This is a genomic window from Schlesneria sphaerica, assembly GCF_044336245.1.
In the GTDB taxonomy this organism is placed as follows: Bacteria; Planctomycetota; Planctomycetia; order Planctomycetales; family Planctomycetaceae; genus Schlesneria; species Schlesneria sphaerica.
Window position 1 is genome coordinate 6,394,940 of record NZ_CP172346.1, and the last position, 25,629, is coordinate 6,420,568.

A 25,629-nucleotide genomic window follows, 5' to 3' on the forward strand; every position below is an offset into this window, starting at 1 on the left:
TGTGACTCTGGCGAGTTTGTCGACAGTTTGGTTTCGGAATTGATTGAGCGTGAGTCTCCCTACCCGATTTGTTCCCGATCACGGTTCGCGGACTGTGACGCAGAATCAGCGACATCAAGCCAGATTCATGGTACTAATCCAGTCGCCGGACTGTCCCCGCATAGTGTCGTTCCAGGTTGAACGCGGTTCGTAACAGCAGGGCGCCGTCGGCGTCGATCCCTGCGCAGACGCCCATCGTCTCCTGGTTTCCATTTGTCAGCGTGACAGGATGGCCAGTGAGCACACACAGTCGTGACCAGCGCTCCACGAGACTCAACTTGTTCCGGGCGAGTTGCTCCGTCAGTTCGCTCCAGCACGTGAGGAACGTAATCAGGACGTCGGTTCGCGAGAATTCCGTTCCTCCGGCCGCATCGACCATCGACGTCGCGATTCCTTTCAGTTCAGCGGGGGCTGTTGCGAACGAGTTATTGACGTTCAGTCCCACCCCCACGATCAGGCGATCGGACTGACGTTCGCATTGTTCAATCAGGATCCCACTGACCTTGCGGCCTTCCAGCCAGACATCATTAGGCCATTTCAGTCCTACATTCGCCCCTGGAAGCGTTTTCGAGAGCGTCTCTGCGATGGCCAGTCCGGTGACCAGTGAAAAATGCGGCCAGTCGGCTGGTGTCAGATTCAGGGCAGACATCCCCACGACGATGGAGAACATGAGTGATCCATCCGCACCCCACCACTGGTTGGATCCTCGCCCCCTGCCAGCCCACTGACGATCTGCCCCGACCAGATAAGGCGTTTCGATCAAGGGACCGATGGAGAGCTGCAATGCGCGATCATTGGTTGAGCCAACTTCATCCAACCATTCGACTTTGCGTACACAGGTTTCGGCGAGCAGACGTGCTGTATCAATCACAATTGTTCCGCAGAAACCTTTCTTCACGAGGCGTCGCTATCGTGTTTCAAATGTGCGTGGCTTCCCTTGGGGGCCGACCTGGATGGTATAGGACGTTCCGTCTTTTGCCACTGACGCCTTGATCCAGTTTCCAGTGCACTTGGCGGTTTCGACCTGATTGGCGATGTTCTCGGCGGGAGCCTGATCTTTCTCCGCCAGTCGGACATTTCGGTGTAACTGGTACATTGCCTGAAGGGACTTGATCCGCTTGAACGTTGCGATGGTTTCAGGATCGGCTCCCTTGGTCGGTCCGTTGCAGGTGACACAAACTCGTGGATCGAGCGCCAGTACCATCACCGGATTATTGCTGACGTTCAGTCCATGGTGGGTTGCCATGAACAGTTCGATCGGACCGACGGGATTGTTGGGCGTCATCAACTTGGCTTCGGTGTTCCATGTCAGGTCGCCGCAGCACAGGAACTTGAACTTGCCGAAGGTGAGCAGCAGACTGATGCTCTTCGCGTTGTCGGATGTATCCTCGGGTTGAGGATGATGCTCGGCTGCGAAAGGGTTAGGCTCGCCCGTGTTGGGAATGACTTCGCCGCTGGCGGTCAGCACCTTGACCGTCAATGGAGTGACCCCGGCTTTGAGCGGCATCGAATCGCCCGCCTTGAGTGTCTTGGAACGATTCTGGCTGGCTGATCGATATGGGGCGACGCGATTGGTGAATCCGGGGTCTTCTGAGAGTAAGTCCGGAATTCCGCGGTCCCAGAAGTTAGCGATCTTGAACAGCGAGGCGACTTCAGCATGGTTGCCGAAATGGTCCAGGTGCCAGTGAGAGACGACGGCGTGGTCGAGGTGGTCCAGTCTGGCGACATTCTTCAAGACGTCAAGAATTCGATCGCGATCACGTCCTCCGTTGTCGGGATAGCCAGAATCGATCAGGATCGATTCTCCCTGTGGAGTGACGATCACCGTGGCTGCTCCCCCTTCGACGTCCACGAAGTACAGGTCCAGCCGACCATCGTCGGATCCCGCAAACAGTGGCAAGGTGCCGAAAAGGAAGAGGCAGGCTGCGATCGCGAGTCGATTCATGGGGTACCCTTACGGAATGATTTCTCGAACCGTAAGCACCATATCGCTCGCGTGAGTTCGCCTCCACTCCGCAGGGGTCGATTTTACGAGACCGGCAGTCGTGCCTCGAGGGAATCCACACCCGGATTCGAACGACCTCAACTTGCCGGATGTGATGCCCGGTCCCGCCCCCCCCCTCCCGAATGGCGAGAAGTGATGAGGGGCCGGACACGACTCGCAATATCAAGCGGCTTTGCGCGTCGGAGCAGCGAATGGCTGGAACTGATGGATCATCGGCGTGGCTTCGTCCTGATCGACGTAGTCCGCAATGACCGCCTGGATTGCCTGCCGTGCTTCGTCGGCACTGCCACGTGACGCTTGCTCCAATTCCAGAATGTGCCGTTTGACCGCACTTGCGTTGATGGGTTCACGTTCGGCGCAGAAGATCTTTTCGTGGACTTTCTTCGCCGTGGTCTCGTTTCCGTAGAACAGCTCTTCGTACATCTTCTCACCTGGTCGCAGTCCGGTGAACACGATGTCGACGTCTTCCGGATAGCGCAGTCCTGACAGGCTGATCATATCGCGAGCAAGGTCGACGATCTTCACAGGTTCGCCCATGTCCAGAATCAGCACTTGTCCGTTACCGCCAATCGCACCGGCCTGAAGGACCAGCTGAACGGCTTCGGGAATGGTCATGAAGAACCGCGTCATCTCGGGATGGGTCACCGTGATCGGTCCCCCTTCCAGAATCTGGCGACGGAATGTCGGTACCACACTTCCAGCAGAGTTGAGCACATTCCCAAATCGAACGGTGATGAACTTTGTCTGGGACTTGCTGGCGACAGCCTGAAGGTATTTTTCGCCGACCAGTTTCGTGGATCCCATGATGCTGGTAGGACGAACTGCCTTATCGGTCGAGATCATGACAAATCGATCGACACCAAACCGGTCTGCAAGGTCGACAATCGATTTGGTGCCGAGGATATTGTTGCGAATGGCAATCTGAACATTGTGTTCCATCAGCGGCACATGCTTGTATGCCGCAGCGTGGAAGACAAGATCGGGCAGGTGTTCTGCAAAGACACGTCCCAGTGTGATTTGATCGTTGATGTCGACGATCACGTAGATCAATTCGACATCGGTAATTTTTCGTGCGACCAGTTCCTGCTCGATCTGGAACATCCCGAATTCGGACTGATCAACCAGGATCAGTTTCCTGGGCTTCAGATCGACAATCTGTCGACAGCATTCGGATCCGATACTCCCCGCCGCACCGGTGACCAGGACGGTTTTCTCGGCAATGCAGCCGGTAATGCTGGCCATGTCCAGGAGAGTCGGTTCACGCCGCAGCAGGTCCGAAATTGTCACATCGCGGATCGTCAGCTTGACTCGACCGGCGACAATTTCGTTCACATCAGGAATCACGCGGGCGGTCAGTTCATTTTCCTGGCAGACAGCGTGCAGTTCGCGGACGGTCTTCCCTTCGACTCCGCTGGGGATGAGCAAGTGGCTGGCGCTGAACCGATCGGCAATCTGGGCGATCCCGCGTTTCGCATTGACGACGGGAACACCACCAATCAATGACTTGGCTGTTGCCCCGGTCTGATCCAACATGGCAACGACTTTGTACTCGGATTTGGCCGACTGCAGCGCGCGAAGAATCGAGATGGAATTGGGATCAGCACCGAAGACAATCGCCCGCAGCTTTTCAGGTCGAGACGGACGGTAGTGAGAACTTTCGATTGCGACACGGACAGTGGTTCGCAGCATTCCTGTCGCAACTACTGTGAGCAGCCAATCGATGGCGATGACAGATCGAGGCAGACTGGTACCGATCAGGTCCATCAGGTGAGCAGTGAGCAGAATCGCCGAACTGAGGCTGGCTGTCGCTACGATTGAGACGATATCATTCATCGTCGTGTAGCGGTGTCGCCGCCGCCATTCTCGCGTGGCAGTAAACACGGTCCCCTTGACCACAAGCGCGATGGGAAGTGACTCCCACAATCGGCTGGTCAGATCTTCGCTGATCTCCAAGTCGAATCGGAGGAAGAATGCCGCTGCGAGTGATAGCGTGTACAGTGCCAGGTAGACTGGCAATGTAGCAACGAGTCGATATTTCATCGAGTGGTACTCTCTGAATCGAATTCGAAGGGAGATTGCGAGACAGAAGAAGACCGTGACGGGCGCGTTTGGAGACAACGCGACACTCACGACCGTTCTGGCCGAACCATGAGAATTGAGATAGGAACTGTGCTAGAGAGGCGAGGGGTATATTGGATCGAAAGAATCCTGTCCATACCGATCTCATGCAGGATTTGCAGGAATGAGTTGCGAAAGTGAACGGATCGTATCGGGACTTGAATCGGTGGAACTGCGGTCGATCAAAAGTGCTTTCATGCCCGCTGCGATCGGTCCTGAAACGTCATGGGAGGGGTCGTCGCCGATCATGAGAATGTCACCCGGTTCCACACCGCATTGTCCGATGACTGACGTGTAAAACTGTTGAGCGGGTTTCCGATAGCCAAGTTCTGATGAGACAAACCGTTGCTCGATCAACCGGAGCGCGGGATGTCCTTCACAAACGGAATGCAGACGCGAATCAAAATTCGATGCAATCGCCAGACGGCAACCGGCATCGCGCAGCGACTGGAGACTCACGCCGACCTCGTCAAAGCAAAACCATGAGACGGGGTCTGCGAAGTGGTCCCAAAGTTCCTGAAAGCAGTGGTCCACATCGTTGACGTCCGGCAGGACCTCGGCCACGATCCAGCGCCACCGTGCGAGTTCGATCTCGTCACTCGATGACCAGATGTCGTTAGAGACCGGACGATTGGGAAAGAATTCTGTCTCGCTGCGTCGAAACGACCGGCGAAATCGTTCGTTCACTTCCGTGACGGAGAGACGAGACCCGTGACGGCTGCCAATACGATGGTACGCTGTGGCAACGGACGGTTCTGGCCGAATCAGAGTTCCGACGGCATCAAACACGATCCACTTGAACTGCTTTGCGTTCAGACCACGATGAACCTCAGTCAGTTGCATAAAAAGCTCATCCTTCTGTCCATTATCTGATTCCATCGTCTGTGCAAGAATCCCTGCAGTTCACCGACGGCGACCTGAATCAATTTTTGACATCTCAGCGGATTCTAGTCAGCCCCGTCTCAGTCGGCCTCCTTTTCGTTACCTGCGGTCTTCTCGTCCGTCAATTCCCGTGGTGCGGCACCGTCGTCTCATTAGTGAAAATGCCCCGAATCCCCTCTTCGTTTGCGAATTGCAGTGTGCTGGACGGACTTTCATGTGTCGTCGCTTCAATCGGACCAACTGACATCCCTATTCCAACTGTTCTGTCCGGGCTGATCGTTAAATCAATCAAGAGTTCTCAAGGAACGTGCCCCTCTCCCATTTTTTTAGCAAGTTCTCGGAGCACATCTCCGGGGTTTGACCCATTCTTGTAATGAATCGGGACAATTATAGGAGTTAGGGATGCACCAGGATCAACGAATCGGTCTGGCACTTGGAGTGCTCCTTATCGGAGCATGCGCAGCTCTTTTCTTTCGAAATGAGACCCGCGAATTGCCTGCAACGCCTCGACTGCAACGAGCCCAGGAACTGGACGACTGGATTGCGGAACGTTCAACACGGCCCTATCTCAAAGGGATCGAAATTGTTGAAGCGGCCAACCAGCCCCGGACACGCCATGTTTCCCAGTACGGTCAGGAGGTTGACGGCACTGAGGACCATGTCGGATCGTCTTGGAGCCCAGTCGACGCTTTCACAGGTAAAAAGAGCAAGAATTTGACCGGTAGGGGAGGCCCCACGGCCAGCCTGATCGACGCGGATGTGGAAGAGCTGGCACCCATTCGAGTTCCTGTTCCACAAGGGCTGGTCCGTCGTGGTAACGCCATTACTGATCCCCCCGAGGGACGTTCCGGATCTGCGCGTCCACTGCACGACACCGAGTCCCACAGTCGCGTCCATGTTGTTCAGAGGGGCGAGACCCTTTCCTCGATCGCCTCGAAGGTGCTGGGCAGCTCAAGTCGCTTTCAGGAATTGTTCGCCGCGAATCAGGATCAGCTCAAAGATCCGAATGATGTTCGCGTTGGCATGACATTACGGCTTCCCGAAGCTCAGGACGTTTCGTCGCGCGGCGCAGTCCAGGGGCCGTCTCTGCCTGATGCCCGTTCAAAATCACCTGTGACCATTCGAGAAATCGACATCGAAGAAGCCACCGCAGGCGTCACCGTTCAAGAGGAAAAACCAGGGGTGCTCGCCCCGCCCCTCTCCGCAGGGCAGCAGGCTGATTCACAGCCGACGCAGGGACCACGTGAGCAGCCCGAGACTCCGTTGAGCGAAAGAAAGTTTCAACCGGCCAAGCGGTTTACTCATCTCGCAAAGCCGTTCCAGTCGCAGGTTGGACGGGAATAGGTTCGCTGAAGTGCTGGGCATGTACCTCCTCGGGCGCCTTCGGTCAGCAGCAGAGACGTTCTGTTGACTGGCTGAAGCAAGCAAGTGTCCCGGCCGTAAAACGAAAAGCCTACTCGCTCAATGCAGAGAGAGTAGGCCTATCGAAAAGCGAGGTTCGTTGGTTGAACAACTTACCAGCGGAACAGGCAAGTGCCCCAGGTGAGTCCAGCGCCGAAGCCACTGATGAGCAACGTATCGCCGCGCGAGATTCTGCCCGCTCGATAAGCTTCGTCGAGGGCAATGGGGATTGAACCGCCCGAGGTGTTGCCGTAATTGGGCAGGTTATTGAACATCTTGTCGACCGGAATGGCCAGTTGTTCGGCAACGTTATTGATGATGCGCATGTTGGCTTGATGGAGCAGGTAGAGTGAGACGTCATGAGGTGACAGTCCCGTCTTGCGCATCACGACTTCAATACTGTCAGCGACAGCACGAACGGCCCACTTGAAGACGTTACGGCCGTCCATCTGCAGAAAGTGCTCTCCCGCATCCAGTGCTTCGTGAGTAATCGGCTTCTTCGTTCCCCCCGCCTGCCGGTCCAGCATGCAACCACCCCCGCCGTCGGAACCAAGCTGGTAGCAGATCAGACCCTGATGCGAATCACCACGGGTCAGCAGGACGGCGCCGGCACCATCACCGAACAGTGGAGCGACCTTCTGATCGAGTGGATTCACGATACGGCTGTTGCAGTCGCCGCCAATGACGAGTGCCATTCGGCTGTTACCGGTGGCGACATACTGCGCTGCTGTCGTCAGTGCGTAAACGAATCCCGAGCAGGCAGCGTGCAGATCCATGGCGGGGGCGTCGATACCGAGCGCTTCCTGAACCAGGTTGGCCGTCGTCGGACATTGATAATCCGGTGTAAACGTTCCGACAACGACCAGATCAATGTCGCGGGGGTCAACACGGGCATTCCGCATGGCCCTGCGGGCTGCTTCGATACAGAGGTCGCTGGTCGCCTGCCCTTCACTGACATACCGGCGGGCGAGAATCCCCGTTCGTTGTTCGATCCAGGCGGGATCGTATCCAAACTTCGCCTGCAGATCGGCGTTGGTCACAATCTGGTCAGGAACGTAAGAGCCGGTACCAACCACTTGTACGCCTAAAAGCGACCGGGTCCGTTTTGTCCAACTCGATTTCGATTCGGTGCTGCGATGCGGGAGGTTTCCTGGAGGGGTATCCAAAACATTCCCCTGACTGTTAGTCGATCGTGAAACACCGCTATCGTACATGGATCGCATCCTCGACCGGCGAATCGCCTGACACACTCGACTCTGCCGAGATCCTGAAAAACCTCAATTGATGAATCCCACTCGCCACTGAAGACGTCCGTGAGGCGGAGCAATTCATGATTGCCCCGCGATAGGAATGGGCTGCCTGAGTATATCGACCGTTTTTCCTGCAAACCAGCGAACATGAGGCATATCAACGGAAGTTCAACAAGTTTGAGAGATTATGGGAATTTTCTCCGATTGAGCAAGATGGATCAGAGTTTGACGGTCAACGAGCCCTTCCCATGGCGATCCCCGCAGGGGCTGTCAGGCGTGCTCAGCGGACAACTCATCCACTTGAAAATGGCCACTCTTGCCACCTAGTTTTTCGAGCAGGCGGGCTGGGCCGAGAGTCATGCTGCGGTCTACCGACTTGCACATGTCATAGATGGTCAGCCCCGCGACTGTCACGGCGGTAAGGGCTTCCATTTCGACCCCGGTCTTCCCTGTGACACGCACCGTGGCCTCGATCTTGACACGGCATTCATCCACTTCGCTGATCGAAACATCCACCCCATCGATTCCCAGTGGATGACACAGCGGAATCAGATCGGCCGTTCGCTTGGTGGCCATGATCCCCGCCAGTCGGGCGACTTCAAAAACGTCTCCCTTGGCCACCCGTCGCTCAAGAATCAACCGCAATGTCTCTGGTTTCATCGTTACGATGTTCTCAGCGCGTGCTAAGCGTAACGTGACCCCTTTGGCGCCAACATCGACCATCCGGCTGTGGCCGTGCTCATTGAAATGTACCAGTTCAGACATTGAGGAACTTTCTCAGACCTTCCGGATGAACTCGGCGGCGAAACTGCGGACCTGCTGACCGTTCAGCACATGGAAAACACGAAGCTGCTGAATCGTTTCCTGGCTGAATTTTGCCAGCGGCACATGAATCAGCTTTTTTCCATACCGTTTCGCCAGACGCCGCCATGCGGGCCCCGGTGGACCCTGGCTGAGCAGCGCAATATGTCTTTCTCTGGCATGGAAACAAGCCGCCGCCAGCGCTCTTTCTTCCAGAGTGTCAGTGAAGTCGAAGCGACGATCTGTCCAAATATCCGGGATCGGTCTGGGGGGAAACAGGAATACGGCGCCCCCGTAGGTGGCTTGTCCAATTCCTGGTCCGACAAACTCGTTAAGGTAACTGGTCGCGAACAACGCCAGAGTCGATTCGTCGTGATGTTCGGCGTGCCACGTGACTCGCCAGGGGTAGTCCCGTGGATCTGCAGGGCTGTCGAACAACATCACGACGCAGTCCAGTGTGCCTCGAGTCGGCGGCAAGACCTTCACATACAGATTACCGGTATGCCAGTTCCTGAGCGTCTCGCGGATGTCGAGGCCGTCCTTCAGGCTGGTGGTAAATTTTTCGTTCCGGGCCAGATCCGATCCCAGCAGGTTCAGTGCGGTATCCTTCACGTGGGTTCGGAATTTCTCAATGGACACATCCTCTGGCGGCCAACTGCACTGACGGTGGGGATTCCATCGCATCAGCCAGTCCTGCTGCAGGGGTTTCGGAGGTTGAGGCTTCAATTGGCAGCTACGCCATTCCAGTGCCTGACCCGGCAATCGGTTCTTCAGGGTCAAGATTTCCCCATCCGGCAGGCGACCACGATCGATTCCCAACTGAATGGCGGGGAATGGAATTCGACCGGTGTACCGGTACTCGCGAGCAGTTTCGGCCAGGGCGATCGCGAACTGATCTCCGGCGATCTGTTTAGCGGCAATGATGAGCGTATAAAGACCGGGAGACAATCGGCGTTCTGTCAGTGTCAGATTTCGGACGTACTGCAAATACACCCGCAGCAGTTTGGGCGTGATCTTGCGGGCACGCTTGCCCAGGTTCGACTCGTACCGGTCGCGGGCGGCCAGCAACATATCCTTGACGCCATCAATCGATAGATTTTCGTCTTCAAGTAACTCGGATCGGGCCTGTTCGTAAAGCCCTGTAATGTAGGGAAGCTCTCCCAGTCCAAAAATCAGAGTTGAAGGATCGACGGAGTACAGGCCGGTCGGTTCTACTTCATCGTCTGTCCGTTCGCAGACGGTCTGCTCCACGTAGGCTTCGCGGATCCAGGGCCAGTCGAGGAGCGAGCACAGGAACAGAATCTTCTTGTGTTGCTGCTCCAGTTCACGCAATCGCGCCGCCATGTGCCGCACCCGGTCGCGGGGTTGTCCTTCGTGAACTCGCGGAATGCTGGGCAGGATCGCGGTTGCGAATTTTTCGGCCGACACGTGTTTCAACGCATACGGGTCGGGCAGAACGCCGAAGTAGGCTTCAAATTTCGCTGTCTCAAGGTCAATGAACGCCCGCGGCATGCGTTCCTCAATGGCAAACCGCAATCCGGCGATCACTCCCTGGCAGGGGTCGATCGGTACATAGCTGGCGACCGGGCGTTGAGCATCTGACTCAGCCTCGCTGTCGCTCTCTTCGGCTGGCGACCATTCCTTCACTTCGATTCCGGCATCTTCTCGCTGAACAGCGAACGAGACGCTGGGCAGGAAGGCGATTCCTCGTTCCACATGTTCCTGGAACGAAGGGGGAAGTGGAACTGCCAGGCAGTCGAACTGACCGGTCAGCATCGTTCTTCGGACTTCGATGGCGAAGTCACCACTGCCATGAATGATCGGCAGGGACCAGATTCGGTCGCTGAATTGCAGTGCGTTCATAATTGCCCGAAGCGAGAGTGAATCGTTGATACTTGCTGAACCCCATTCCGTCAGGAGTTCGGCCGGTATCGTTGCAGCTTGCACAGTGAGATCGCGTTCCGATCGGTCACTCTATTCTAGGGAGTTTTTTGTTCGCGTGAGGACAATTCCCGGCGAATTTTCTTCGCGATTTCCTGCACGATGATCGGCGTATAAACGATCCCCGTGTAGTGGTCGGCAGGCAGGATCATCTGATGATCTTCATCCAGACCAGCGGCTTTACGCAGCGCTTCGGCGTGGTGCGGGGGGACCACCTGATCCTGACTGGCGGTGTAAAGCCACGTGTTATTGCGATCATAGCGGTGTGCTAACCGGATCGGCTCGATCGGAGCGAACAGCTCTTTCAATTGATCGCCCTGGATCCCCGCTTCTGCCAGCGTTTCCCGCAATTTTCCCGCTTCTCGTTTACCATTGAGCACAAGTTCATAGAGATTTCCTCCGGCGACCATGATGTGGACGGTTGAGAATCCACGGTCGAGTCCTGCCGCGGTGGCGGTGACGAATCCTCCGAGACTGGTCCCCTGGATGCTGATCGACCTCGCGTCGACATGAGGCAGTACGGCGACGGCATCACGCGCACGTCGCGCGTCAGTGATCCCCTGCTTCATGATGTTGAAGACGAGTTCCGCGGCGGGCTTGTCCTTGGTGTGTTCCGGACGCCGCAGCCCATAAGTGGGCAGATGGATCATGAAGGCATGCAGACCCTGCGCGTGGATGGCCTTCGCAATCAGCCGACCGACTTCCATTCGTGACCCGGATTCGTGAACGACAATGACGGCCGGGGCCTCGATGACTTCGTTCTTCTCGTTCTTGGCCGAATACCACTCGAGCGCCACCAGATCGTTGACTTCGATACCCGAGGGACGGGGCGACGGGAATCGGACGATCGATGGATCCAGCGGGTGCTCGTTCGGCTGGACGGTCACTTCGAACCTGACGGGCTTCCACGACAGATCCACAAGGCACTGCCGTGCGTCCTCAGACGTTTCGTCGCCGGCATTCAGTCCATCCGCTGCTTCATACTTCTGAAGCGGGACAAAATTCTCAGACCATCCGGCGGAAGCGGTCAGCAAGACAAACAAACACCCAAGCGAGCGAACGTCCATGACACTTCTCCTTCGGCGATGTTTCTGAGTGACGCCCGCTTCACGGTTTTCCCGACATCAACTTTCCCGATATCAACGGGGCGGGAGCCAACTGTGATCCGGGTACATGATAGATGACCCTCTCGCGCTGAATCCGGTTTCACACGATGCACCCTGACGGATTCCAGCGATCTGATAATCTTTGGGCGGATGTGAAGAATCGGTGGAACGTACTTCCGGGACGGCACTTGCCAGGCAGATCACTTTACCAGATCACCGACAAAGGGAAGGACCTGTTTTTCGTACGAGACCCCTTCGCTGCCGTCGACCGATCCGCTGAATCGTTTCAGCAATTCTCCGTCGCGTCCATAAACGAAGACGGCGGGGATGGAATCGAGTTTAATTTCGTCGAACAATTCATCTGCCGCGACGGTACTCATCCGGTGCAGGACCTGATTTTCGACTTGGGAACCGAGGAAGTTCAGGACCCGTTCCCGGTAGAATTCCGGCGGCTTGTTCTTGATACCGGCGTAGTCGACGTCGAATGAGATCGCCACGACATCGTTCGGGAACCGCTGATGCAATGAAATCAGGTGGGGAAACTCAGTCATACAGGGTTCGCACGCCGTCGACCACATATCGACGACGACGATCTTTCCCTTGTGCTCGGCGATCAGCGTCTGCAGTTCGGCCCAGGTGGAGTCGATCAGATCCACTGAGTTCTGTGGCTTGGCCTGCGTCGCTTCGTCGGACACGGATTGGGATTCCGTGACCTGACCATCGTTCACCACGGCTGCCGCTGCGGGTGCGGTTGCCTCGGTGGGCGTCTGGGCAGGACCGGAATGGCTCACCCCTGCTGCGCCGCTGCATCCTTCGATGAAGCCGACGGCGATCAAGTATACCCAGATCATTCTGCTGCGAATCATTTATTCGACCTGTTTCAGGGGTTACTTGCTGTTGAGCTCGGAAATTTCGCCTTCGATTCGTGCTACGATTGGATCGAACTGAGCGATTTCAACTGCGTTGTTACCCTGCTCGTGCTTACGAAATCCGGTCAGGTAAGTGATGTTCTGGGGACGCCAGCGATGGAAGAACTGCATGTTCTTTTCCACAACTTTCTGGCGAATGAGTTCCCCTTTTTCATCACTGGGGGAAAGGCGTGGCCAGCCCTGCTGAATCTGAATCGCCGTGACCAGTTGGGAATAGCCAAACGGTCCAAAATGCAGTCCGTTCTCGGTGAGATTCGCTGTCGGTTTTGGCAGTTCGAACAGATCGATGACCGGGGCACTTCGTCGGGCGGCCAGATCGCGAACGGCGGCGGCGTAGATGGCCAGCGTGCCATTCTGACGACTCGCATCGGGCAGAGGTGACTTGGGTCGTTCCCACTTGTGCGGCGTCATGAAAGCCAGTCGAGCTCCGGTTGCCTGGACGTCATTGCAAAGCTTTTCGTACTGAGCGACAAACTTTCCGACCCCTGCCTCGCCCGCGAAAGACTCGTTCTGTCCGTATCCCATCACAACCAGGGTCGGCTTGAGTAACGTGATCAGCTCGATCATCCGCTGGTATCCCACCTGAGGGGGCTCGAAGATGCCTCGGCTTTCCGCCCAGACGGTGTCTCCGCTCCAACCCAGATTGCGGAACGTCACTTTTCGGTCAGGCCATGCTGTCGTCAAGGCGGTCTCGAGATAGCCGAACTGGCCTTCGCGTTCGATAAAGGTACCACCCAGAAAGACAACGCGGTCCCCGTCCCGCAGTTCCAGTTTCGGGGGCGAGTCCTTGGCGATCGCCAACGATCCCATCGCGAGCAGTGTGATTGACTGAAGCAGTACATATCCGACAGAACAGCGACCCATCTCAAACCTTCCCTATTTGAGGACGTCCGAGCCGATTGAAACGGGGGCTGATCCCGTTTCGAGGCCGGAGAGTGTCCCTCACTCTGAACGATAGACCTATCTGGCATACTCGATGACGCGGGTCTCTCGCAAGACAGTCACCTTCACTTCACCTGGGTAGGTGAGTGTCTGTTCAATCGCCGTGGCGAGGTCCCGGCATAGCTTGGCGGCTTCACGGTCATTGACATCCGCGGGATTCACAATGACGCGGACTTCGCGTCCCGCCTGCACGGCAAAGGCTTGTTCGACACCCGGGAACCCGCAGGCGAGCGTTTCGAGTTCTTCAAGACGGCGGACGTACTTCTCGAGCGTTTCACGGCGAGCACCCGGTCGTGAGGCCGAGCAGGCGTCGGCGGCTGCCACGAGGACTGTGTAGATGTATTCAGGACGGATATCGTCGTGATGCCCTTTGGCGGCGTGGACGACTTCCCCTTTTTCGCCGTAACGTTTCAGCAATTCGGCTCCGACGGCGGGGTGTCCCCCTTCCATTTCGTGGTCGGCCGCTTTGCCAATGTCGTGCAGAAAACCACAGCGTCGGGCCAGGTTTCCATTCAGGCCGAGTTGAACAGCCATCATCCCGGTGAGGTGGGCCACTTCAATGGAGTGCCGCAAGACGTTCTGGCTGTAACTGGTTCGGAAGTAGAGCCGACCCATCAGATCGATCAGCTTTTCGTGCAGGTTAGGAACGTCTGCTTCCTGGGCCGCTTCCGCCCCCTGCCGGCGAATGAACTCTTCCATTTCCTTTTGCGTTTCAAGAACGATTTCATCGATGCGTGTGGGATGGATGCGGCCATCCTGAATCAGCTTGACCATCGACTGCTTGGCCGTTTCGCGGCGGACACTGTCGAATGCAGAGACGACCACAACGCCCGGAGTATCATCGACGATGACGTCAACGCCGGTTGCTTTTTCAAACGCCCGGATATTCCGGCCTTCACGACCAATGATGCGACCTTTCATCTCGTCGTTGGGGATATCGACGGTCGAAACCGTGGTCTCGGACGTATGGGCCGAGGCGTATTTCTGAATCGCCATACCGATGATTTCGCGAGCCTGCTTCTCGGACTGTTGTCGGAGCTCGGCTTCGTGCTTGAGGATTAATCCACCGGTTTCGTTCTTGAGTTCGCGTTCGAGCTGATCCAGCAGCATGGCGGTCGCGGTCTTCTGGTCCAGCCCGCTGATCTTATAGAGCTGTTCCTGTTCCTGCTTGATGATCTTTTCGAGTTCTTTTTCCTTGGCTTCAACGACTTTTCCGCGTTCGGTCAGCTTGAGCTGGGTCGCCTCGAGCATCCGCTCTTTCTTGGCGATGTCGTCCAGCTGATCCTTGAGGGACGCTTCTCGTTTATCAAGTTTTCGCTCTTGATTGCGAATTTCATCTTTCATGGCGTTGAGATCTTTTTCGATCTCTTCGCGTCGTCGCAGGCCTTCTTCCTTGGCGGCCAGTTCAGCCGTTTTGCGAAGGTTTTCGCCATCGCGTTTGGCCAGCTCGAGAATCTCGTCGCGCGATTTATACGCGGAACCGCGAATCATTCGCTCCGCAAAGAAGCCTGCTGCACCGCCGAGGACCAGCCCCAGCAGAATTGAAATCATATCCATACGTACGCGCCCTTCACGATCCTGGCAACAGAAGCCTCCGGACCTCGCACAGAACGCAGGATTCGTTCGGCGTAAGCGTGTGCCGACGATGCGCGATCGCAATACGCGTCGCGATTCAGAGAAACTGGCTGAGCATCACGAAATCAGCGGACTGAGCGGCGTGCTGGAACACGGACCCGCACCAGAGATGTCGGCCAAAACAACGACCATGGCCACGTCGTCAGCTCCTTCGGTGGACCGACTGACGACCACAACAAGGCCATCGTTTGCTGGGGCGAATCGGACGACTTACGCAGCCATGTGTCGAAACGCCAAACAAAGCCCTTCACGGCCCCGTCGAGCTTCTCTACGGTTCTCCAGGAGATACACCAGAGAAAGGTCAGCAATAAACCGATCGATTCGCCAAGAAATGAAAACATCCTGGCACTTTCCGAAATGAATCGCTAAGCGGCAGGCAACCGAGAACGGATGCCATCAAACCAATCAACTCCGAACCATCTTCGGCCCGGTTGCTTCTGGAAATACGTCACCTGTCGGTGACAATCACCAAAAATTGACTGTCTTATACTAACAAACGTTGATCTGCGTTCAACCGTAAGGCTGAAACAGCTTTTATCAGCCCCATTTGATCAACAGCCCCCGAGCTGGCAATATCGACAGACTGCCGCTTTGGAGAACTTGTATGACCCCTGGGCGTGATCTGGACAGCGCCACCGTCCGCGTCCGGCATGACGGTGGGCTGCCAATTCACTACTGAACCTGGACGAAATCTTCGTCGATTACTCTTCCTGCTCGCGCAGTTTTGCCAGGACGCTGATGTCTTCCAGTGTCGTGGTGTCCCCTGCCGATTCGCGGCCCGCCGCGATGTCCCGCAGCAGACGACGCATGATTTTCCCGCTACGTGTCTTGGGCAATGCGGGGGTAAACCGGATCTTGTCCGGGGTCGCCAGTGCCCCAATCTGCTTACGGACATGCGCCGTCAACTCACGTTCGAGCGATTCGCTGCCGCTGCCGCTCTTGAGGGAAACGAAGCAGCAGATCCCTTCACCTTTAATGTCATGAGGGAAGCCCACCACGGCGGCTTCCGCCACTTCGGCGTGAGCAACGAGTGCTGATTCGACTTCCATGGTGCTCAGACGATGACCGGCGACGTTCAGCACGTCGTCGACGCGCCCCATCACCCACGTATAGCCATCCTCGTCCTTTCGCGCACCATCCCCTGCGAAGTAACAGCCGGGAATCGTGCTGAAATAGGTCTGCTTAAAGCGATCATGGTCACCGTACAGCGTTCGCAGCATCGATGGCCATGGCTGCTTCATGACCAGCAGGCCACCCTGGTTGGGGCCTAGCGGGTTCCCTTCTTTGTCAACAATTTCAGCAACGATACCAGGAAGGGGACGAGTACAACTTCCCGGCTTTGTCGCTGTGACCCCGGGCAGCGGCGAAATCATGATCGAACCGGTTTCGGTCTGCCACCAGGTGTCGACGATTGGGCAGCGTTCCTGGCCGATGACCTTGTGATACCACATCCACGCTTCCGGATTGATGGGTTCACCGACGGAACCGAGCAGACGCAGGCTGGAGAGGTCGTACTTGTTTGGCCACTCGTCACCCCACTTGATGAAGGCGCGAATCGCCGTGGGGGCCGTATAGAAGATGTTGACCTTGTACTTCTCGATAATTTCCCAGAAACGGCCTTCGTGGGGCCAGTTCGGAGCCCCTTCGTACATGACTGAGGTCGCGCCGTTACACAAAGGCCCGTAGACAATGTAACTGTGGCCAGTGATCCAGCCGATGTCGGCGGTGCACCAGTAGGTGTCTTCGTCTTTCAAGTCGAAGACCCACTTTGAGGTCATCATTGTTCCGAGCAGGTAGCCGCCCGTGGTGTGCAGCACTCCCTTTGGCTTGCCCGTACTTCCCGAGGTATAGAGGATAAACAGCGGATGTTCGGCATCCAGTTCGACGGGGTCGCAGTCGGATGCGACGTCTGACATCAGGTCGTGCCACCAGTAGTCACGATCCGGGACCATGTGGACCGGTGTGCCCATGCGGCGAACCACGACAACCCGCTCGACCGAAGGTGATTTTTCCAGGCTGGCGTCGACGGCCTGCTTCAGCAACAGTTCCTTGCCACGTCGCCAGCTACCGTCGGCGGTGATGATCAGCTTGGCCTGTGCGTCGTTGTTACGGTCGGCGACAGCATCAGAACTGAAACCGCCAAAAATGATCGAATGCGTGGCACCGATGCGTGCACATGCCAGCATCGCGATGGCCAGTTCGGGGATCATGGGCATGTAAAGCGTCACGCGATCGCCCGCGGTAATCCCGAGTTTCTTCAGGACATTGGCGAACTTACAGACTTCGCGGTGCAGGTCCTGATACGTCAGAACTCGCGTGTCGCCAGGTTCACCTTCCCAGATGATCGCGGCTTTGTTCTTTCGCCAACTGGTCAGGTGCCGGTCGAGGCAGTTGTAGCTGGCGTTGATCTTGCCACCGGTGAACCATTTCGTGTCGGGCATGGTTCCCTGAAGGACGTGGTCCCACTTTTTGAACCAGTGCAGATTGTTGGCCAGTTCACCCCAGAATGCGGAGGGATCAGACTTTCCCTGCTCACACATTTGCTGGTATTGCGCTTCCGAATTGATATTGGCCAGCTTGGTGAATTCGGCTGGCGGTGGAAACGACCGAGTTTCCTGAAGAACGCTTTGAATATTTTCGCTGGACATCGATGTCGTCTCCGGAATCGCGCTTAAGATCGAATTAAATGGATATTTACCTCGTGGGCGAGGATTAAACCCGGATTCGTCAACGAATTCCATGCAACCGAGAACTGTCGGGGCCGAAACTGGCACAGAGTGCAACGGGTACTGATTTTACGGACGGTGTACTGTTGCGTTTTCAGCCGAAATTGTCCCCTGAGCGCGCTGCTGACTCGTCTGAGCGTGTCTGCTTCCGATTGCATGCCCAATACCGAAGAATCCCTTGTCGCGCCCGTTGCGTCAACGGATCCGCTCAATGGTCATGCGAATCCGCGTGGGGGGCAGCACTGCTGCGACGGCGACTTAATTGCGACTCCTCGAACTGAAAGCAGACTTTATGAGCTGTTTTCCATTCCTGGGCCTCGGCCATTCTGATGATCTGATCAAAATGTGCTCGCTCCTTGTCGGACATCTCTCCTTCGTCATAGCGAGAGTCAATCGCCTCTTTCACTTTGGCGACCCAGTCGGGACGTTCCGAGGAGATGGCCGTTCGCAGGAGCTGGATGTATCTGAGGTTGTCGGTCGCGACAACGGGGGGATATCGCCAACATTGGACCAGCCAGATCAGACCAGCGACCAGCAGCAGGCCGATGGCCCCGTTCCGAACCCACAGTCGCTGGTGGTTGCTCTGATCAATCGAGTAAGTTCGCATGGTGTCTTGAGTCATTCGAGTGGATTGTTTGCAGAGGGCTGCATGGGGGGTGCGTTCCTGCTCCGTTTTTGTCATACGCGAGCGAGGCAACTTCAGCACGCAGCCGTCGCGGCGACTTAATAATCGCCGACAACTTCGCCTTTGCGACAGCTGGAGAGGGCGGCCCATGTGGGCTGATGGATGTACTGGGAGATGAATCGGACGCTGCCGTCCCCCAGCAAAACATGAGCGCCGCCGGTGTGCGGTGAATACATCTGGCAGACATGGCAAAGTGGACTGTTGGGAGGATGAATCGGGGCGAATCCAGTCACAGGGTCGATTTCAGCGGATGAGGGGCCCGAATGGACATTCACCAGCGTCGCTGCTCGATCGCAGGCTGTAATGGGGAAACGGGAAGGATTAATCGTGCAGACAGTCGCGCCGGGCACCACTCCCACCCAGGTCTTGTCACTGACCATGCTGTGCTCACCGATGAAAACGGTATTGGATAAACCGTCGGTTACATCCGCGGGCCGGGTTCGGGAGTTTCGGTACATGGGACCGTCAGCAATCGAGCCAAAATCAAGGGCCTGAATTCCCCAGGGCTCTTCCTGGCCTGCGTTCGCTACGTAGTGAGAACGGCCGAACGTGGCCAGAACTGTACCGCTTGCATTTTTGACGTCGAACGGGCCGGTGGAATTCGTCGCCGAGGGATTCAGAAATACAGGGAGGTTCATGCGAACGACATTCCCCTGGACCGGGTCCCAGCAGGGGCGATCCGTCCTGAGCTGAAAATACATCGGGGATTGATCGAGTTGCGGCAGGATCATCGCGCCCCACGCGAATCCGTTGGGGCCATCGTAGGTGGTGGGGTCCCGTTGCGGATGGCTGGTGTCGGCCAGGTAAGCTGCCGGAAACACCGAATGTGAGTCGGCGTAATTATGAAGTGCCAAGCCGATCTGCTTGAGATTATTGCGACTTTGTGTCATCCGCGCGGCCTCACGGGCCTGCTGGACCGCTGGCAGCAGCAGCGAAATGAGCACCGCAATGATGGCGATCACCACCAGGAGTTCAATTAGCGTGAACGCTCTTCTGTGACGCATACTTCTCCTGATTCTCCCCAATGTGTTTTGTGGCGTTGGCGGGGGAAATTTCTAGTACTCAAAAATGATAGTGTGCATTTTTAGAAACTTCAAGACTGCTCTGCACCAAAAAAATCCTTTGGGCTCTGGGACGGTCCCTCCAACCACATTCGTCAGCGAGTCCAGAAACCGGCAGCGAGGGAACGGGTGATCCCTCTGGTGACCGGCGAGAAGAGGGCCGGTATCGTGATTTGTCCGCAATCGGCGTTCGTGTGCCACTGGCGGACCCTTACCCCATCACACGGTGCAGACGCACCTCAAAGCACGAGCAGCCACTGCGTTTTCCCACGTCCCCGATTTCATGGCACACAACCCCCTGATTTCATTGTGACCATGCAACAAGTGCTCGCTGGTGACGTGCTTCGTAAAGGTGTTGGGCAGCCAAAATTGGTACACTCAGGGGGAGTATTCAGGATAGCAGTGACTTTTCCTTCCTAGACAGAGGTGCAACCATGCGATCGGTGAAACGAATCCTGTGTGCCACGGATTTTTCGCGGTCCTCCGAAAAGGCGGTTCGCTACGCCGAGAATCTGGCGATCGACCTGGATGCTGAACTGATCTTGCTCCATGCGTTTGAAGCGCCTGTGAACTGGACGGCAGAAGGGCAGAAACATCCGGAAGACCCCAAGATCAAGGAGCAGCTCGATGACGTGCTGGTGGGCTCTCCGCTGGGGGATAAATTGTCGCGAGTTCTCCATGCCGGCCCCCCCGCCCCGGTGATCTGCTGGATCGGTCAGGAGCATCAATGCGACCTGATTGTGATGGGGACTCATGGACGGACCGGGCTGCACCATCTTCTGTTCGGTAGTGTGGCGGAAGCGGTGCTGCGAGATGCCCGTTGTCCTGTCCTCTGTATCCGGGACAGGGATCCGGGAGAACCGCCGATGGAACGGCCCTGGAATATGCCGGTCCTGGCACCGCGCATGATGTAAGTCGATTGTCTTCGTGATCCCCATTTCCACGGCAGGAGCTTTGTGCGAGCGGCATAAAGCTCCGCTTTTCGTTTCTCGACTCTGTTGCGTCGACAATATTCTCAGCCGCCGGCAGCGCTGCAACGGGCCTGTCTGGACCCTTCGTTAACTGCTTTTTCACGAAATGACTCTGTTCTAAGTTGTTTCCACAAAATTGCTTGCGTTTCGATTGATGTTTGCGTGTGGCGTGTGGAAATGCCCCCATCAGGTCTGCCCGAAGCCAAATTGACCGGTTTTCAGGTCCGACTTATACTCCGCCTCCCTTCGTGGGCCGAATCCTTCGAATTTCAGCACTGTTTCGTGCTGATCAAATTCGTGCTGATCAAAACTCCAACTCGTTATTCGATTCGTTTCTGTCAAACACTTCAGATTGGGAGCGCCCGTGTCGGGCAAAAACCACCAGTTCACGACCGGTTGGTTGTTAGCGACGTCAATCGTGTTGTTCACGGTTGCAGTCACGCTGACGCGCGCCCCCATGCGCGGTGCGTCGGACGAAACGTTTGTTGGAAGTCCGACCTCACCCATTCGGATTTCGGCTGAGTGGAGCCAGGAGTGGCGGGAAGAGCTTGGTACGATCGCACTGTTCCGTGGCTTGTGCCGCATCGAGCAAGGTGAAACAACCTACACCTCTGACAGCATGGTTGTCTGGGCTCATGAATCGGAGGATTCGCCGGGAGTCATCGAGCGGCTGACGGTCTACCTGGAAGGGGACGTCCGCATTGACGAGCCGAATAGTTCGCGCACGGATCAGTCCTGCTGGCTCGACATCGATGCCAAGCGGGGAATCACGTTGAAGGTCCGCGGGCGGGGGATCGACAGTCCCGGCCGTGATGACCCGCTGTTCAAACGAGCTGTAGAGCGAAAGACGGGGGCCTCGCGCAGCAGTCTGCGTCAGACTCAATTGACCGTACCCGCTCCTGAAATCTTCGATCCCACCTGGCAGTCGGTGAGTTTGCAGAACCCCGGTGCGATGCGTCGAATTCGCGTCTCACCGCGCAGCCTGAGTTCTCCCTTCAATATTGATAGTGACCCGTCGACCGACACCACACCCGAAGAACAGATCACCCGCATCACAGGTGGGGTGAATATTCTGATCGAAGGTGTAGGGGATGAAATCGGATATGACATTGGAATTGTCGACCTCACCGCTGATCGAGTCGTGATCTGGACTGACAGTTTCAGTACGGACAAGATTCAGCGACCCGAACAGAAGTACCAGGTCTATCTGGAAGGAAACATCGTTATCCGTCAGCACGACACCGTGCGCAACCTGAGTAACGTGATCCGGGCGTCCCGCGCCTACTACGACGCGAGTGAGAATCGAGCTCTGGTCATCGATGCTGAACTGGAAACGTATATCACGCAGCTCGACAGCACGATCCGGATGCGGGCAGAGCGAATTCGTCAGAACTCGATGAAGAATTACCACGCCCAGAATGCCTGGATTACAACCAGTCAGTACGGCGTTCCCGGTTACCGGGTGCAGGCCAGTGACATCTTCGTCGAGAATCGCGATCACGGCCTGTTCACAAACAAACCTCCGCGTGTTGATCCTCGGACCGGAGCACTTGTTCCCGAAGACTACTACTGGGTCACTGCCCTCAATTCACAGTTTCTGGTCGATCAGTTCCCGCTGTTTACCGCTCCCCAGGTGACCGTCCCCGCTGAAGACATCACGGCGACGATTCCTATTCAGGGGGTCACATTTGGTGTCGACCGCGTGTTCGGAACCCAGGTAAAGACCACCTGGGATGCGTTCTCGCTGTTCGGTATTCCACGGCCTGAAAATCCGCAGACAAAATTGAGCCTGCTGGCAGACTACTACAGCATGCGAGGTCCGGGCGTTGGGACGCTGGGGACCTATCAGGGGTCGGACGCGTACGGCAACCCGTATGCCGGTTCTCTGTTTGGTCTGTACGTCAATGACGGTGGCTTGGATAACCTCGGTTTCGATCGTCGCGCTCTAATCCCCGCGACCCAGAATCGTTACCTGTTCCAGTGGGAACACCGGCATGATTTCACCCCGTCCGGGACCACAATTTTTGGCGAGCTGTCGGACGTCTCTGACCGAAACTTCCGCGAATCATTCCGCGAGAGGGACTTCGATACAAAGAAGGATCTCGAGTCGAAACTGCTGATTAAGCAGCGGTTCAGCGATAATATCGGTGGATCACTCATCGGTCGTCCGCAGTTGAATGACTATGAAAACAATACGCAGTGGTTACCTAAGGCAGACCTTTACTTCCTGGGTGAACCGCTGCTCAATGAAATGCTGAACTACAGCAGCCACTCTTCGGCAGGCTACGGAATTTCGAATCTGGCTGCAGCGCCGACCGATCCGAACGATGTCGCCACCCCCCTTCCCTGGATGATCAACGGGCAAGGTGTTGTTGCCCAGACTCGCCATCAACTGGAACTCCCCTTCAGTCTGGGAGCCCTGCGGCTGGCACCATTCGTCCTGGGTGAAGCTGCGTTCTGGGGTGATAGCTTCAACGGCGATTCGGTCAGTCGTCTGTATGGTCGAGCGGGTCTGCGGGGCAGTATTTCGTTCCAGCGGATTATGCCCGGCATTCAGAGTGACATCTTCAATCTGAATGGAATCGCACACAAGTCACTGGTGGCGGCTGAGTATGGATTTGCCAGTTCAAACCAGGCACTGAACAACATCGCACAGTGGAACGAATTCGACGACAACGCGCAAGAACGATTCCGGATGCGATTTGTTACGAATACCTTCGGTGGTGTACTGCCTGTGCAGTTTGATCCACGGTTCTACGCTGTCCGTCAGGGGGCCGGGTCAACGGTCACGGCACCCTACAGCGAACTGGTCGACTCGCAGCAGGTCGTGCGCCTGAACTGGAATCAGCGCTGGCAAACGAAGGTCGGACCACCAGAGCATCAACGAATCAAAGACTGGATGACACTGGACCTTGGTGCGTCGATCTTCCCGGATGCTGATCGAGACAACTTTGGAGAGACAATCGGTCTGGTCAGTTCCCGATATGCGTGGCACGTCGGTGACCGGACTTCGATTCTGGCGAGCAGCCTGTATGACTTCTTCCCGGAAGGGCAGCAGTTATGGAGTCTGGGTGTTCTCAGTCAGCGCAGTCTTCGCGGCAGCATCTATCTTGGTCTGCGGCAGGTTAAGGGGGGGACCCTCGACAGTCAGATCGCCACAGCCACGTATAGTTACGTGCTCAGTCCGAAATGGGTGTCGACGGCCACAACCGCATTCGACCTGGGCGAAGGGATGAGCCGTGGTCAGGGCTTTACACTGACCCGAATCGGCGAGTGGTTGCTCATCCATATGGGAGCGAACGTCGACGTCAGTAAGAACAACGTCGGTATCGGGCTTTCCGTCGAACCTCGATTCGGCAACAAGACAATCTCGTCAACGCAGCTTGGCTCGTTGCAGGGGGCTGCCCAGCCTTACTGATTTCGCTGCTTGACCCGTCCTGGGGCTCTCTGTCCCACCGGCCCCGATTCGCATGTCATTGCGCCGAACTCTCACTCCTCGTTGTGGCTTGTATGAGGGGAGATTCCGACCAATTTTGTCGCTGGATGGTCGGCAGTTTCTGCCGCTGCAAGACGAAACGAAAGGGATTATGAATCCCGCAGAGGATATTGGGGGGTGATCGACTATTGAACGGGCTGACTCGTATTGACGCTAATTTTGTATTCGCCTAGATTCCGCGCGACTTGGCCTTCCCATTGACTCGGCCGGTCCTTTTCCCATCTCTCAGTCCCTCAATTGGATGTACATCAACAGTGACTCCGCTGGCAAAATCGCCTGAGTCAACGTCGTCTCGTGGACCGTTCCTCGTGCGCGGCTGTACTGACGTTTTGTTGTTGAGGGGCCTGCCTGCGAGGCAGATCAATCCGTGTCTGCCAGGCGTGAAGGAACAGTCCATGTCTCCACTGAAGAGACTTTCGATCGGATTACTTTTCACGGTGATTCTTACTCTGACGAGTCTGGGTTGTGCGACGATTAAGGGTGAAAAGTATACGACCAAAGACTTGCCACCCGACTTAATCGCCGGAGCACGCGAGAACCCGCAAACCGTGGATCTGAGCCGACTGGCAAGTACTGCCAGAAAGTCTGATGTGCTGGACCGGGGCGATGTGGTGGAGGTCGTGATTGCCGCAGGCCTGAACGAAAAAGACACCACCCGGATTCCGCTGCGAATTGAAGAAGACGGTTATGCCAACATTCCCGAAATTGGACGGGTCAAACTGGCTGGTCTGAAGCTGGAAGCGGCCGAAGCGGCAATCGTCTATGAATGCATCGAACAAGGTCTCTATCGAAATCCGAATGTGACGATGACGATGAAAAGTCAGCGGACTAACCGGATTGTCGTGATGGGAGCCGTTAAAAAGCCTTCTACCTATCATCTGCCGCGGGGACAATCTGATTTGCTCGCGGCGATCAGCGAAGCGGATGGTCTGGATGAAACTGCGGGAACTCAGGTCGTTATTCGTAATCCGGGCAGTCCGTTCGGTGAGGCGGGAGGCAAGTTCGCTGGCCTTTCCGATCAAGGTCTGCAGACGGTCAATCACATCGATACTTCGGAAGATGGGACGATCGGAGGGCACAGTATCGAACTGGCCGGTGCGGGCAATGATACGGTCACGGTCGACCTGGTCTCGGCGACGAAAAACGGAACGAATGGCTACCAGCTTGAAGACGGTGCTGTCGTCTACGTTGAACGACGTGATCCCGAACCGCTGCATGTGACCGGACTGGTGACGCGTGCGGGCCGGTTCGAGTTCCCGATTGCCGAAGAAGTTCGCGTTCTGGATGCCATCGCACTTGCAGGCGGTACGAACTCGCTGGGGGCGAATAAGGTCTACGTGATCCGTCGGAAACCGGGAAGTGACCTGGGGCCGATTGATCCCAAGAATCCGGACCGCGTCCAGACCTTCATCATTGAAACCACACTTGCGAACGCAAAGCAGAAAGCTGATGCCAACATCCGGCTGCAGCCGGGTGATGTTGTGAGCGTCGAACAGACACCACTGACGTTCACACTCGATCTGTTTAAGCGGGTTGGTATGAACATCGGCGGATCCTTCCCACTGGTAGGCACACCGTTGTTCTAACGGTTCAGTTAATGTCCTTGATTTGCTGATTGATCCTGTCGATGCACGATGTCGC

General features: G+C 56.3%; 18 protein-coding genes. 4 read left to right on the plus strand and 14 right to left on the minus strand.

The annotated features are described in order from the left end of the window. Window positions 1-133: 133 nt before the first annotated feature. From ACGY09_RS22975 to ACGY09_RS22990, 4 genes are all read right to left on the minus strand, one after another. Window positions 134-910, minus strand: a complete 777-nt coding sequence (locus ACGY09_RS22975; RefSeq protein WP_397569597.1) for a biotin--[acetyl-CoA-carboxylase] ligase — start codon at window positions 908-910, stop codon at window positions 134-136. 36 nt (window positions 911-946) lie between these two features. Beyond that, window positions 947-1,984, minus strand: coding sequence for a ComEC/Rec2 family competence protein (locus ACGY09_RS22980; RefSeq protein ID WP_397569598.1), 1,038 nt, complete (start codon window positions 1,982-1,984; stop codon window positions 947-949). A gap of 222 nt (window positions 1,985-2,206) precedes the next feature. Further along, window positions 2,207-4,084: a polysaccharide biosynthesis protein gene (locus tag ACGY09_RS22985; protein WP_397569599.1), complete on the minus strand. Its 1,878-nt coding sequence runs from the start codon at window positions 4,082-4,084 to the stop codon at window positions 2,207-2,209. A 183-nt stretch (window positions 4,085-4,267) separates the two neighbouring features. Further along, the gene (locus ACGY09_RS22990; RefSeq protein WP_373652636.1) at window positions 4,268-5,005 is read right to left on the minus strand and encodes an HAD family hydrolase; all 738 of its coding nucleotides are present in this window, start codon (window positions 5,003-5,005) and stop codon (window positions 4,268-4,270) included. 441 nt (window positions 5,006-5,446) lie between these two features. Between ACGY09_RS22990 and ACGY09_RS22995 the strand changes: the two genes are divergently transcribed. Next, window positions 5,447-6,388: a LysM peptidoglycan-binding domain-containing protein gene (locus ACGY09_RS22995; protein ID WP_373652635.1), complete on the plus strand. Its 942-nt coding sequence runs from the start codon at window positions 5,447-5,449 to the stop codon at window positions 6,386-6,388. 170 nt (window positions 6,389-6,558) lie between these two features. On the opposite strand, the gene ACGY09_RS23000 is transcribed toward ACGY09_RS22995, so the two are convergent. The 10 genes from ACGY09_RS23000 to ACGY09_RS23045 all read right to left on the minus strand — a co-directional run bounded on the left by ACGY09_RS23000 (window position 6,559) and on the right by ACGY09_RS23045 (window position 19,464). Continuing rightward, a complete protein-coding gene (locus tag ACGY09_RS23000; RefSeq protein WP_373652634.1) occupies window positions 6,559-7,659 on the minus strand; it encodes a 3-oxoacyl-ACP synthase III family protein in 1,101 nt (366 codons plus the stop codon). Window positions 7,660-7,965: 306 nt separating this feature from the next. Beyond that, window positions 7,966-8,460 (minus strand): cyclic pyranopterin monophosphate synthase MoaC, encoded by a 495-nt coding sequence (gene moaC / locus ACGY09_RS23005; protein WP_373652633.1) that lies wholly within the window; start codon window positions 8,458-8,460, stop codon window positions 7,966-7,968. 12 nt (window positions 8,461-8,472) lie between these two features. After that, complete coding sequence (locus tag ACGY09_RS23010) at window positions 8,473-10,359, minus strand: hypothetical protein (protein ID WP_397569600.1); 1,887 nt, start codon at window positions 10,357-10,359, stop codon at window positions 8,473-8,475. A gap of 116 nt (window positions 10,360-10,475) precedes the next feature. Continuing rightward, window positions 10,476-11,504, minus strand: a complete 1,029-nt coding sequence (locus tag ACGY09_RS23015; RefSeq protein WP_397569601.1) for an alpha/beta hydrolase family protein — start codon at window positions 11,502-11,504, stop codon at window positions 10,476-10,478. A gap of 239 nt (window positions 11,505-11,743) precedes the next feature. Continuing rightward, window positions 11,744-12,394: a TlpA family protein disulfide reductase gene (locus ACGY09_RS23020; protein WP_397569602.1), complete on the minus strand. Its 651-nt coding sequence runs from the start codon at window positions 12,392-12,394 to the stop codon at window positions 11,744-11,746. A 36-nt stretch (window positions 12,395-12,430) separates the two neighbouring features. Continuing rightward, a complete protein-coding gene (locus ACGY09_RS23025) occupies window positions 12,431-13,336 on the minus strand; it encodes an SGNH/GDSL hydrolase family protein (protein WP_373652629.1) in 906 nt (301 codons plus the stop codon). A gap of 96 nt (window positions 13,337-13,432) precedes the next feature. Next, complete coding sequence (rny, locus tag ACGY09_RS23030) at window positions 13,433-14,971, minus strand: ribonuclease Y (protein WP_397569603.1); 1,539 nt, start codon at window positions 14,969-14,971, stop codon at window positions 13,433-13,435. Between the two features lie 779 nt (window positions 14,972-15,750). Continuing rightward, window positions 15,751-17,697 carry an acetate--CoA ligase gene (acs, locus tag ACGY09_RS23035; protein WP_373652627.1) on the minus strand — a complete coding sequence of 649 codons (1,947 nt, stop codon included), beginning with the start codon at window positions 17,695-17,697 and terminating at the stop codon, window positions 15,751-15,753. Window positions 17,698-17,983: 286 nt separating this feature from the next. Further along, window positions 17,984-18,397 (minus strand): hypothetical protein, encoded by a 414-nt coding sequence (locus tag ACGY09_RS23040; RefSeq protein ID WP_397569604.1) that lies wholly within the window; start codon window positions 18,395-18,397, stop codon window positions 17,984-17,986. Window positions 18,398-18,498: 101 nt separating this feature from the next. After that, on the minus strand, window positions 18,499-19,464 hold the full coding sequence (locus ACGY09_RS23045) for a DUF1559 domain-containing protein (protein WP_373652625.1): 966 nt from the start codon (window positions 19,462-19,464) through the stop codon (window positions 18,499-18,501). Between the two features lie 491 nt (window positions 19,465-19,955). On the opposite strand from ACGY09_RS23045, the gene ACGY09_RS23050 reads away from it, so the two are divergent. From ACGY09_RS23050 to ACGY09_RS23060, 3 genes are all read left to right on the plus strand, one after another. Beyond that, complete coding sequence (locus ACGY09_RS23050) at window positions 19,956-20,435, plus strand: universal stress protein (RefSeq protein WP_373652624.1); 480 nt, start codon at window positions 19,956-19,958, stop codon at window positions 20,433-20,435. Window positions 20,436-20,856: 421 nt separating this feature from the next. After that, window positions 20,857-23,910, plus strand: coding sequence for a hypothetical protein (locus ACGY09_RS23055; protein WP_373652623.1), 3,054 nt, complete (start codon window positions 20,857-20,859; stop codon window positions 23,908-23,910). 473 nt (window positions 23,911-24,383) lie between these two features. Further along, window positions 24,384-25,574: a polysaccharide biosynthesis/export family protein gene (locus tag ACGY09_RS23060; protein ID WP_373652622.1), complete on the plus strand. Its 1,191-nt coding sequence runs from the start codon at window positions 24,384-24,386 to the stop codon at window positions 25,572-25,574. Window positions 25,575-25,629 lie beyond the last annotated feature (55 nt).

Bases quoted from the DNA above. Each gene is read 5' to 3' on its own strand.
- ACGY09_RS23020 (WP_397569602.1), bottom strand. From the start codon at position 12,394: ATGATCTGGGTATACTTGATCGCCGTCGGCTTCATCGAAGGATGCAGC.
- rny (WP_397569603.1), bottom strand. From the start codon at position 14,971: ATGGATATGATTTCAATTCTGCTGGGGCTGGTCCTCGGCGGTGCAGCA.
- acs (WP_373652627.1), bottom strand. From the start codon at position 17,697: ATGTCCAGCGAAAATATTCAAAGCGTTCTTCAGGAAACTCGGTCGTTT.
- ACGY09_RS23000 (WP_373652634.1), bottom strand. From the start codon at position 7,659: ATGTACGATAGCGGTGTTTCACGATCGACTAACAGTCAGGGGAATGTT.
- ACGY09_RS23060 (WP_373652622.1), top strand. From the start codon at position 24,384: ATGTCTCCACTGAAGAGACTTTCGATCGGATTACTTTTCACGGTGATT.
- ACGY09_RS22990 (WP_373652636.1), bottom strand. From the start codon at position 5,005: ATGCAACTGACTGAGGTTCATCGTGGTCTGAACGCAAAGCAGTTCAAG.
- ACGY09_RS23010 (WP_397569600.1), bottom strand. From the start codon at position 10,359: ATGAACGCACTGCAATTCAGCGACCGAATCTGGTCCCTGCCGATCATT.
- ACGY09_RS23050 (WP_373652624.1), top strand. From the start codon at position 19,956: ATGCGATCGGTGAAACGAATCCTGTGTGCCACGGATTTTTCGCGGTCC.
- ACGY09_RS23015 (WP_397569601.1), bottom strand. From the start codon at position 11,504: ATGGACGTTCGCTCGCTTGGGTGTTTGTTTGTCTTGCTGACCGCTTCC.
- ACGY09_RS23040 (WP_397569604.1), bottom strand. From the start codon at position 18,397: ATGACTCAAGACACCATGCGAACTTACTCGATTGATCAGAGCAACCAC.
- ACGY09_RS23045 (WP_373652625.1), bottom strand. From the start codon at position 19,464: ATGCGTCACAGAAGAGCGTTCACGCTAATTGAACTCCTGGTGGTGATC.
- ACGY09_RS22995 (WP_373652635.1), top strand. From the start codon at position 5,447: ATGCACCAGGATCAACGAATCGGTCTGGCACTTGGAGTGCTCCTTATC.
- ACGY09_RS23025 (WP_373652629.1), bottom strand. From the start codon at position 13,336: ATGGGTCGCTGTTCTGTCGGATATGTACTGCTTCAGTCAATCACACTG.
- ACGY09_RS22985 (WP_397569599.1), bottom strand. From the start codon at position 4,084: ATGAAATATCGACTCGTTGCTACATTGCCAGTCTACCTGGCACTGTAC.
- moaC (WP_373652633.1), bottom strand. From the start codon at position 8,460: ATGTCTGAACTGGTACATTTCAATGAGCACGGCCACAGCCGGATGGTC.
- ACGY09_RS22980 (WP_397569598.1), bottom strand. From the start codon at position 1,984: ATGAATCGACTCGCGATCGCAGCCTGCCTCTTCCTTTTCGGCACCTTG.